Genomic DNA, 10,348 nt, shown 5'->3' on the forward strand with positions numbered 1-10,348 from the left:
ATAAGTAATTAACTAAAATTTACAATCATGAAAAAAATGAAATTAATTATTGGAACATGCGCATTTGCAGTATTAGGTTTAATCTTATATGCAGCAGATCATATTGATGCTCCAGCAGTCTCAGGTGGTTCAAGTGACATCACCGATTTTTACGCCTTTCAAGGTGAAAACACCAACAATTTAGTTTTTGTTGCCAACGTACAAGGGTTATTAAGTCCGATGGCATCGCAAACAGCAAAATTTGACGAAAACGTTTTGGTAGAATTTAACATTGATACCAACGATGACAAAATTGAAGATTGGGTAATACAAGCAATTCCAAGAAACGGAAAAATGTATTTCTTCGGTCCGTTTATGCCAAATAGTACTGGTGTAAATAGTACAATTCCTACAGATGATTCTGAATATGGAGTAGCAATTACGCCATACGGAGCAAGTGCAATTATAGGAACAAAAGGAGAAATGAAATATTTTGCTGGTCCAAGAGACGATCCTTTCTTTATGGATTTTGCGCAATACGGAGAAATTATTGGAGGTAGAGCAACAAGCTTTAACAATCCTGGAGCAGATACTTTTGCAGGAACAAATGTTTTATCTATTGTAGTTGAAGTTCCAAAATCTATGATTGGCGGAACAGGAACTATTAATACTTGGGTAGAATCAAAAGTAAAACAATAATAAAATATCAACTTTAAAACTTAAAATTATGAAACTTAAAAATATGAAATACGTATCAATCTTAGTAGTAGCAGTAATTGCTTTTGCAAGTTGTACTAAAGAGGATGCAATGATGGAAGAAGTATCAATTGATTTTTCTGGAACTTTTGTTCAAAAAGATCAAATGGGAAGACCAGCAATTAATACTGTATTTGTAGATTCAAATATGAAAGATGCTTTTAATACTACAATTCCTTCTCAGCAAGGAGCTGCGTTTCAAACAATGTTCGAAACAAATTTAAAAGCGTTAAGTCCGGCCTACGCAAATGCAGGTGATAAAAATGCATTAATGTTAGACGCTGCAACTTTTACAAGCGTTTTGGCAACCGATGTATTAACGGTTTCTTTAGACGGAACAACTACTTTTTATGACGGTACCAATGTGTTAACAGGTAGAGCGTTGGCAGATGATGTTATTACTGTAGAATTGTTATTGATTTTTGGAGGAGAAGATTTTTCTGAAAACCCAACATTATCAGATGATCATGTAGATGCAAATGATAAAACTTTTTTAACATCGTTTCCTTACTTGGCTTCGCCTTGGTAAAAAGCAGAATTTAAAAATTGGCTGTTGTAATATACAGCCAATTTTAAATACGAATTATGAATTAAAATCCTTCGAAAAATGAAAACCCAACAAACTATATTTTTTGCATTATTTATTTTTGTTTTACTTAGTTGTTCAACAAAAAATAATGCTACAATTACACACAAAAGCGATTACGATAGGTATTTAAATTTATCGAAAAATACTTCAAAAATAACAGCCCAAAAAGAGCTTGTCTTTTGGCAAGAAAAACTTCAAAAACAACCAAGTCAATATCCATATTTAGGGAAGATTGCAAGCGCAAATACACTACTTTTTTCATCTGATGGAAACATAAAGTATTTAGTAAATGCAGAAAAGAAATTAGAAGAATTAAACAGTAAAACCAAGTATACAAACTCTGGGAGTTTAAGAGCTTTGGCTAGAAATTATATTTCTCAGCATAAATTTAAAGAAGCTTTAGGGTTGGTAAAAAAAGCAGAAACTTTAGGAGATAATTTAAAAGCTACTCAAAAAATGCTTTTTGATATCCATTTAGAGCTAGGAAATTATACAGAAGCAGAAAGTTATTTAACAAAAATTAAAAGTTTTTCAGATTTTGATTATTTGATTAGAGATTCTAAATGGAACGACCATATGGGCGATTTAGGTGCTGCAATCCATTTTATGGAAAAGGCAACTGAAATTGCTGAATCTTCAAATAACACAAATTTAAAAATTTGGTCTTACACAAATTTAGCAGATTATTATGGTCATAATAATGAAATTAAAAAAGCATATATTTTTTATTTAAAGTCTTTAAAATTAGATGCTAATAATTCGTATGCAAAAAAAGGAATTGCTTGGATTGTGTATTCTCATGAAAAAAATCCAGAGGAAGCATTGCGAATTTTAAATTCGATTTCTAAAGAAAACACCTCTCCAGATTATTATTTGTTAAAGGCAGAAATTGCCGAGTTTAAGAATAATTTAACAAGTAAAAACGAAAACCTAAACTTATATTTGTTAGCTGTAAATAATGACCTTTATGGCGATATGTATAATCAATACAATGCCAAACTATTTTTAGAAGAGTTTGATAAAAAAGCCGAAGCTCTGGCAATTATTCAAAAGGAAATTGAAAACAGACCAACTCCACAATCTTATGATTTATTGGCGTGGTATTATTTTCAAACCAAAGAATATACTAAAGCATTAGAATTAATGAATTCTTATGTAGTTGGAAAAACATTTGAGCCAGAAGCGCAATATCATTTAGCAGAAATTTACAAAGTAAACGGTTATACAAAAAAGGCTTTAAAGATTAAAAAAGAATTGTTAGAAAGTGCTTTTGAGTTAGGCCCGTTAATGGTAAAAAGAATTAGAAATATTTAAAAATAGCTATCTTGAAAACAAAAATTTTACTTACAGTATCTACAGTGCTACTTAGTTTACAGAGTTTTGCACAGCAATTTTCTGGTCGAATTGTAAATACAGATAAAGAACCTTTAGAAAATGTTTACGTATATAACACTACATCAAATAGTCATACACACACAAAAATTAATGGAGATTTTATTTTAGAAAACAGTAAAGTTGGAGATGTTATTGAAGTAGGAATCTTAGGTTATAAAAAACTACAATTTACTTTAAATGACACTCAGCTTAAAAACAGCACAACGTTAATTTTAGAAACCAAAGTGTTTTTATTAGATGAGCTGATGTTGACTAAAAAAATGGATCCAATACAAACTGTTGTAAAAATAGATTTGGCTAAAAATCCAGTAAATTCATCGCAAGATATTTTACAAAAAGTTCCAGGTTTATTTATCGGTCAACATGCTGGTGGAGGAAAAGCAGAACAAATATTTTTACGAGGTTTTGATATAGATCACGGAACAGATTTAAGTTTGTCTGTAGACGGAATGCCAGTAAATATGGTTTCTCATGCGCACGGACAAGGATATAGCGATTTGCATTTTGTGATTCCAGAAACCATTCAAAAAATTAATTTTGGTAAAGGACCTTATTATGCAAATCATGGAGATTTTAATACGGCTGGATACGTAGATTTTAAAACTAAATCAGCAATACAAAAAAGTCAAATTAACATTGGTATTGGTCAATTTAATACTTTTAGAACCTTAGGAATGTTTAATTTATTAGGGAATAAAAGTAATGAAAGTGCTTACGTTGCTTTAGAATATTTAGCAACTGATGGATTTGTAGAATCGCCTCAAAACTTTAGCCGAATTAATTTGTTTAGTAAATACAATACATACTTAAAAGACAACAGTAAATTTACATTAACAGCTTCTCATTTTACAAGCAAATGGGATGCTTCTGGGCAAATTCCGCAAAGAGAAATTGACAATAAAAATATTACTCGTTTTGGATCAATTGATGATACCGAAGGAGGAGAAACATCTAGAACAAATTTAAATTTTCAATACAATAAAACCTTGGATGATAATGTAGAATTACAAACCAACGTTTTTTATACAAAATATGCTTTTAAACTGTTTTCAAACTTTACGTTCTTTTTAGAGGATCCAATAAATGGAGATCAAATTAAGCAACAAGAAGATAGAGATATCTTTGGATTTAATTCGCAGTTTAAAAAGAGTACAAACATTTCTGATATTGATGTAATCTTAACAGCAGGAACAGGTTTAAGAACTGATATTGTAAAAAAAGTTGAATTATCGCACACACTAAACAGAAAAACATTGCTTAATAATATTCAGTTAGGTGATGTAAATCAAACCAATTACTATGCGTTTTTAAATGCTGAATTTGAATTTGGAAACTTTACAATTGCACCAGCTCTGCGTTTAGATTATTTAGATTTTCAATATAATGATGCTTTACAACCAACTTACACAAGTGAATCGGCATCTAAAGCAATTGTAAATCCGAAGTTAAACTTTACCTACACACCAAATGAAAATGTACAATGGTTTGTGAAATCAGGAATTGGTTTTCACTCTAACGACACGCGTGTAGTTGTAAAACAAACCAATAAAACATTGCCAAGAGCTTATGGTTTAGATGTTGGAAATAGTTGGAAACCAACATCAAAATTAATTGTAAACACAGCACTTTGGTATTTATTTTCTGAGGAAGAATTTGTGTATGTAGGTGATGCCGGAATTGTAGAACCATCAGGAAAATCTGAACGTTATGGTTTAGATGTAGGAATTCGTTATCAATTTGCAGATTGGTTGTACTTTAATACAGATGCAACTTTTACTAAAGCAAGAAGTGTAGAAGAAGTTGCGGGGCAAGATTACATTCCGTTAGCTCCAAAAGTTACTTTAACTGGCGGATTATCAGTAAATAATTACCATAATTTTTCTGGCGGAATTAACTATAAATATATTGGAGATAGAGCTGCAAACGAAGACAATTCTATTGTAGCAGAAGGATATTTTGTTGCTGATGCGAATTTAAATTATAAAATGAACAACATAACATTGGGTATTTCTTTTGAGAATTTATTTGATGTTGCGTGGAACGAAACTCAGTTTGCAACAGCATCTAGATTAAAAAACGAAGTAAATCCTGTAGAAGAAATCCATTTTACACCAGGAACACCATTTTCAGCAAAACTATCAGTTAGCTATACATTTTAAAAATACAGTTGATTTAATCGGGGGATTTTAATCAACCTTTGTTATTATCTGGTTTTGAAGGATTCAAATAATAACAAAAAAATAGCCGCTTTTAAAGCGGCTATTTTCATGTGTAAAATCTTCTCTTTAAGGGCTTACTGCACCTAAAGTATACAATTGATCTAGTGTTGGAGATTTGCTTCCTCCTTCTGGTTCTAAGGTAATTCCGAATGCTTGAGATTGGTTAGGGTTTTCAATTGAAAAAATCTTATTTGCATCTGCAGTAAAATTATCGATGGTTCCTAAACTTGTTGGCGACAACGGATTTAGTTTTAAAGACCAAACCTGATATACTTTTCCTTCTGGTGGATTTGGTAAACCTTGCGCGTCTAAATAAATATTCTGCGTTTTTTTATCCCAATAAACTTTTGCGTACGCTTCTGGAAAAACTTTTTGCCCTTGTAACGGAATCGAAATAATATTTTTATCTCTAATTATTGTCAGTAATTTTTTGTTCTGCGCTAAATCTGTTGATGCTTTTTCTAATTGCAACTCAAATTGCTGTTTTTCTGTGCTTATTGCTTCTAGTTTGTTGTTTAAATTAGTAGTATTATAAACAGAATAAGCAAGTGTGGAGCCAACAATTATTGCTGCTGCCCAACCAGAATATTTTGCCCAGTTATTTGTTGATTTTGATAAAGAAACTACTTTAGGAGTAGTTTCTTTATCCTGAATCATTTTTATTAAAATATTTTTAAAAGAATTTTCTGTTTCTTTTGGCGCAACACTAGAAGTTAGTGTAGAAATGGTTTTTTCTATTTCTCTAATTTCTTCTAATATCTCTGGATGTTCTTGTAGTAAACGATATACTTGTTCGTTTTCTTTTTCAGAAAGCGCACCCGCAATATAAAGCTCTAATATTCCAGATTCTATGTGTTCGTTTTTTGTCATTATTTTAGCATGAGTCTTAGCTCATTGATACAATTTCTATTTCTTGTTTTAATAGTTCCTAACGGAACATCTAAACTTTCAGAAACTTCTTTTTGAGTAAATCCTTTAAAATATAAAAGTTCAATTACTTTAATACATTTATCTTTTAACTTATTTACAAAGTTTCTAATCCCGATAGCATCCGTTTTTGAATCTAAACTATCATGTGTCTCTAATATATCTACGAAAATTTGGGCATCAAGGTTTTTAGAATTGTTCTTAAAATTTTTAGAACGCGTTTTATCTATGGCTGCATTTCTAGCAATGTTGATAATCCAAGTAAAAAAACGACCCTTTCTTGCAGCATAAGAATCTGCATTGTTCCAGGCTTTGATAAAAACATCTTGCGCAATTTCTTCTGCAGATTCTTTATCTCTGACAATATTAAAAACTACACCTTGTACACTTTTATGGTACATTTCATATAAGGTTTCAAAAGCTTTTACATCTTTATTTTTAAATTGAACAACAAGTTCTTCTAATTGCATCTATTAGTTTTTAAGAGGCTGTAAAATACTAAAAACAATTACCAATCTCCTCTAGATTTTATATTCTTTTCGCAAAGTAAAATAATTTCAGAAATTCTTTTTTCTCTTGTAGCTTCTCTTTTAGCTTGATGCAACCAATACAAATAGCTTTTTCTATAACTTGGAGCAAAGTTTTTATAGTTTGAATATGCTGTTGATTTATGATCGAATTCTTGTTGTAAGTCATCAGGAATAATTCCTTTTTCCACGGCATCTAAAGCCGTCCATGAGCCATTTTGTTTAGCGATTTTAATTTTATCTAACCCAGAAGCATGCATTAAATTATTTTTTACTAACTCTTTGATATGCCTTTTGTTTAAAGCGCTCCAAACGCTTTTGTCGTTTCTTGGGCTAAATGTTTGTTTTCTTTTTCCGTTTCCTAAACTTTTCACGGTAGAATCTATCCAGCCAAAACACAAAGCAACTTTTACAGCTTCTTCCCAACGCATGGATTTTTCGCTGTTTTCTACTTTATAGAAAATTAAATAAACGCCTTTAGAGGAACTGTGATTTTCCTCTAGCCATTTTCTCCATTCAAGATCATTTTTAAAATAGAGTTCTGGTTTTATTACCATTTTCTAATAATCTTAGAAGGAAAAACAACCACACTTTCGTGTCCATCTTTTCCAACTGCGGCAACGCCAAAAAAGAAATTGTCAACTACAATACCTTCTAATAAAAAACGAGAAACATCGCCAACATAACGACTATTATCCCAAGTAGGAGAAGTAGTGTCTCTCCAGTAGATTTTATACCCTTTAGCGCCTTTTACTTTATCCCATTCTAATTTTACAGATGCTTGAACTGCACCGCCAATTCCAACATTTGTTGGTGAAGGTGGAGCAGAAGCCAAACCTGCCATTGTAATTGCATTTACGGCGGTTAATTTTTTAGCATACTCAAAGTTTACGTGCTCAAAAGTATCGCCGTATTTAATGCCGTTTTCTACTCTAATATTTTGATGTTGTTGTGTGTAATTTTCATGCGCTTCCATAATTCTGATTCCGGCAAACCCCAAATCGTTAAAAGGTCTGTGATGTCCGCCACGACCAAAACGATCTAATCTGTAAATCATCATCGGATTCATTTCTGGCAGGTAGGTTTTTGTCATTTTATGTGTATAACGAGCTAATTGACGAGAAATTCCGTCAACTTCTCCGCCATAAAAACGTCTTGCTCTACGTTGTCTTTCTGTTTCATTAGCAGGAACTGGTTCAGAGAAAATTCTAAACGATCTATTGTCAATGACGCCGTCAACACCAGTAATGTTTCCAATCATATCATTGTTTAAAACACCAATAATATTCCAACCTTTATCTTTTGCATATTTTGCCAAACCTGCACCTCCAAACAACCCTTGTTCTTCTCCAGATAATCCAACATAAATAATGCTATTCTCGAATTTATATTTTGATAAAACTCTTGCGGCTTCAATGGTTCCTGCCATTCCGGAAGCGTTGTCGTTAGCGCCAGGAGCATCTGTTGTAAAATCAGATCCATTACTTGCGCGAGAATCAATATCGCCGCTCATAATAATATATCTATTTGGATATTTTGTTCCTTTTTGTACAGCAACAACATTTACAATCCAAGCGTCATGCGGAACTCTATTGCCCATTTTTGTAGTCACTAAATCTTTTTGATAAAAGACATTGATACAATCATTACAATCTTTAGAAATGTTTTCGAATTCAGATTTTATCCAACGGCGTGCGGCTCCTATTCCGCGAGTTGAAGAAATGGTGTCTGAAAAGGTGTTTCTTGTTCCAAATTCAGTTAACGTTTTAATGTCTTTTTTAATTCTATCTGCAGAGACATTATCAATAATGTCATAAATTTTTTGATCTGTTTGCGCCGATAAAATAATGGTTGTAAATAACGCGAAAGTTGTAAGTGTTTTTTTCATTGATTTAGTTTTTAAAATACCAAAAAGGAATACGAATATCTGTGCCTAATATAGTGTCTTTTTTCCTTTTTCTGAATCGTTTTAATGTAAGAATATGTTTTCCTTCGGAAAGGTTTTTAATGTTGATATAAGTTTCGAATCCAAATTGATTTTTATTATTCTTGGCAATTAAAAAATCTTTATCAAACTGAATGGAATCAATATAAATTTGATGTGTTTTGTTTAAAATTTCTAAATATTTTTTAATCAAGCTATCTCTCTTTACCAAAGATTCTGTAGAATCATATTTTATAACATCTGACTTAAATCCTCTTGTATCATTTTTTGGCCTTAATGATGGATGATAATTATAAATTTGGTTTTCTACATTTTCTGTAAAAACTTTAAATACTTTTAAATAAGGATCAGTAATTACTTTAGATTGAATGGTGGCAACCCTTGCAAAATCATCACCGTTAACTAATAAATCTTCATAGTTCCTTTTATCAATATATGTAGAAGACACATATCTTGCTGATTCTAAATAGTTGGTTTTGTTGTTTTTAAAAGAGATAAGAATTGAAATTATTATATAGGATGGTACCAGAAAAAAGCTTAACCTTTTGGTAAACTTATTATCTAAAAAATTATAAACTAATGGTCTGTATAAAAAAGTAAGGCTAAGATAACTAAACACCCAATAAAACGGAAAATAGATTTTAGAAAGCCATTTGTTCTTTTTTAAAAAACCTTGAGTTAAGAAATCTATAAAGACCAAAAAAGCACCAATTAGTATAAAAAACAATAGAAACACACCAATAAATATTCTTGGAAGTTCTGGTAAACTATCATTAGCAAGAATTAGTGTTGCAATACCAACAATACTAAGTATAATGATAGAAATTGAAATAACGTAGAAAATGAGTAAAAATGAAGCCGCAAATAAAATACTACAATAGTTTTCTAAAGTAGCAACATACTTATCAAAAGAAACAATTTTCTTTTCTAGGTGTTTTGTGAATTTTGGACTGTAGTTTAGCTTTTCAAAATCTATTTCTCCAGAAACATAACGCAAGCCTAATGCGCCAATCCATAGACCTCTTAGAATTACATGAATTAATAGGTTGAAAATTAAAATACAACAAGCTATAAAAGCAATTAACAATAGCGCGAAGGCATAAATTTGTTTGTCATTTTCCGCCACATTCATTTCCGTTCTAACAAACGGAATAGCAGTAATTAACCCAAAAATGGCGAAACCAGAAATCAGTAATTCTAGTTGCCAACTTTCTTGTTGTAATTTGTCTAGCAACTTTTTAAACTTACTATCTTTATAATCGTTATTCATTAAAAAAATAATTTCTTTAAAGATACAGACTTTTTAAAAACAAAAAAACCATTTCAGATACTGAAATAAATTCAGCATAAATGAAATGGTTTTAGTAATTGAATTTTAAAGAAAGAAGTTATTCTTCTTTGTCCATTTTTTTTACCAAGTTAAATCCAATAAATAATGAAGCTCCTGCACATAAAAAGATAGATGCTGCGTAAAATGTTTCTGGACTCACATATTTTTCTGGACGGCTATTCCAAGGGCCATCATAAGCAAAGCTATAACTTAAAAGTGTTCCTAATAAAATTCCGACTCCAATTCCCATTGCTAACAAACCTAAGTTTAATATAAAAACTTTTGCCAAAGAAGGTGCGCCTTTTCTTCTTTCTCCTTGCATAAATATTTTTGCATCTACACCTTTTTCTATTAAAGCTAAGCGTTCTTTGTTTCTAGTTGAAAAGAATAAATAGAATATTCCGAATATACTTCCAAAAATAATTGCCATGATTGCTACTTCCATAATTGTTATTTTAAATGATTAATTTTAATGCGTTCATTCCATATGACTTTGTCTTTTTAGAAAAGGTTACAAAAAAAGATAAATAAATTTTCTTTGTCATTTCGAGTAAAAAAAAGTGAAGTCGAGAAATCTTTATTTGTTTATTGAGAGTAAGATCTCTCCGCTGCGGTCGAGATGACAGTGCGTTCTTTTTTTGAGTTTAGTGGATGCAAAAGTGCTTTGTCATTTCGAGCGAA

The 10,348-nt window shown here is 31.0% G+C and carries 10 protein-coding genes; 4 read left to right on the forward strand and 6 right to left on the reverse strand.

Annotated features, from left to right (window positions below):
* Positions 1 to 27: 27 nt before the first annotated feature.
* The 4 genes from ACEWL1_RS10320 (at position 28) to ACEWL1_RS10335 (ending at position 4,878) form a co-directional block, all read left to right on the forward strand.
* On the forward strand, positions 28 to 678 hold the full coding sequence (locus ACEWL1_RS10320; protein WP_409233227.1) for a DUF4331 family protein: 651 nt from the start codon (positions 28 to 30) through the stop codon (positions 676 to 678).
* A 28-nt stretch (positions 679 to 706) separates the two neighbouring features.
* Positions 707 to 1,264, forward strand: coding sequence for a DUF4331 family protein (locus tag ACEWL1_RS10325; protein WP_409233228.1), 558 nt, complete (start codon positions 707 to 709; stop codon positions 1,262 to 1,264).
* 78 nt (positions 1,265 to 1,342) lie between these two features.
* The gene (locus ACEWL1_RS10330; protein WP_409233229.1) at positions 1,343 to 2,638 is read left to right on the forward strand and encodes a tetratricopeptide repeat protein; all 1,296 of its coding nucleotides are present in this window, start codon (positions 1,343 to 1,345) and stop codon (positions 2,636 to 2,638) included.
* Between the two features lie 11 nt (positions 2,639 to 2,649).
* On the forward strand, positions 2,650 to 4,878 hold the full coding sequence (locus ACEWL1_RS10335; protein ID WP_409233230.1) for a TonB-dependent receptor: 2,229 nt from the start codon (positions 2,650 to 2,652) through the stop codon (positions 4,876 to 4,878).
* A gap of 126 nt (positions 4,879 to 5,004) precedes the next feature.
* Here ACEWL1_RS10335 and ACEWL1_RS10340 read toward each other — a convergent pair whose 3' ends face one another.
* The 6 genes from ACEWL1_RS10340 to ACEWL1_RS10365 form a co-directional block, all read right to left on the reverse strand.
* Positions 5,005 to 5,808, reverse strand: a complete 804-nt coding sequence (locus ACEWL1_RS10340; protein WP_409233231.1) for an anti-sigma factor — start codon at positions 5,806 to 5,808, stop codon at positions 5,005 to 5,007.
* A complete protein-coding gene (locus ACEWL1_RS10345; protein WP_409233232.1) occupies positions 5,808 to 6,335 on the reverse strand; it encodes an RNA polymerase sigma factor in 528 nt (175 codons plus the stop codon). Before ACEWL1_RS10345 ends, ACEWL1_RS10340 begins: the two co-directional genes overlap by 1 nt.
* A 38-nt stretch (positions 6,336 to 6,373) precedes the next feature.
* Positions 6,374 to 6,949 carry a YdeI/OmpD-associated family protein gene (locus ACEWL1_RS10350; protein ID WP_409233233.1) on the reverse strand — a complete coding sequence of 192 codons (576 nt, stop codon included), beginning with the start codon at positions 6,947 to 6,949 and terminating at the stop codon, positions 6,374 to 6,376.
* Positions 6,943 to 8,280 (reverse strand): M28 family peptidase, encoded by a 1,338-nt coding sequence (locus ACEWL1_RS10355; RefSeq protein ID WP_409233234.1) that lies wholly within the window; start codon positions 8,278 to 8,280, stop codon positions 6,943 to 6,945. Before ACEWL1_RS10355 ends, ACEWL1_RS10350 begins: the two co-directional genes overlap by 7 nt.
* Positions 8,281 to 8,284: 4 nt before the next feature.
* On the reverse strand, positions 8,285 to 9,607 hold the full coding sequence (locus ACEWL1_RS10360) for a hypothetical protein (protein WP_409233235.1): 1,323 nt from the start codon (positions 9,605 to 9,607) through the stop codon (positions 8,285 to 8,287).
* Positions 9,608 to 9,725: 118 nt separating this feature from the next.
* On the reverse strand, positions 9,726 to 10,112 hold the full coding sequence (locus ACEWL1_RS10365; protein ID WP_409233236.1) for a DUF6249 domain-containing protein: 387 nt from the start codon (positions 10,110 to 10,112) through the stop codon (positions 9,726 to 9,728).
* Positions 10,113 to 10,348: the final 236 nt, after the last annotated feature.

The sequence above is a fragment of the Polaribacter gochangensis genome, from assembly GCF_046224025.1.
In the GTDB taxonomy this organism is placed as follows: domain Bacteria; phylum Bacteroidota; class Bacteroidia; order Flavobacteriales; family Flavobacteriaceae; genus Polaribacter; species Polaribacter gochangensis.

Coding starts and splice junctions, on each gene's coding strand:
- ACEWL1_RS10360 (WP_409233235.1), bottom strand. CDS start 9,607: ATGAATAACGATTATAAAGATAGTAAGTTTAAAAAGTTGCTAGACAAA.
- ACEWL1_RS10325 (WP_409233228.1), top strand. CDS start 707: ATGAAACTTAAAAATATGAAATACGTATCAATCTTAGTAGTAGCAGTA.
- ACEWL1_RS10350 (WP_409233233.1), bottom strand. CDS start 6,949: ATGGTAATAAAACCAGAACTCTATTTTAAAAATGATCTTGAATGGAGA.
- ACEWL1_RS10320 (WP_409233227.1), top strand. CDS start 28: ATGAAAAAAATGAAATTAATTATTGGAACATGCGCATTTGCAGTATTA.
- ACEWL1_RS10355 (WP_409233234.1), bottom strand. CDS start 8,280: ATGAAAAAAACACTTACAACTTTCGCGTTATTTACAACCATTATTTTA.
- ACEWL1_RS10345 (WP_409233232.1), bottom strand. CDS start 6,335: ATGCAATTAGAAGAACTTGTTGTTCAATTTAAAAATAAAGATGTAAAA.
- ACEWL1_RS10340 (WP_409233231.1), bottom strand. CDS start 5,808: ATGACAAAAAACGAACACATAGAATCTGGAATATTAGAGCTTTATATT.
- ACEWL1_RS10330 (WP_409233229.1), top strand. CDS start 1,343: ATGAAAACCCAACAAACTATATTTTTTGCATTATTTATTTTTGTTTTA.
- ACEWL1_RS10365 (WP_409233236.1), bottom strand. CDS start 10,112: ATGGAAGTAGCAATCATGGCAATTATTTTTGGAAGTATATTCGGAATA.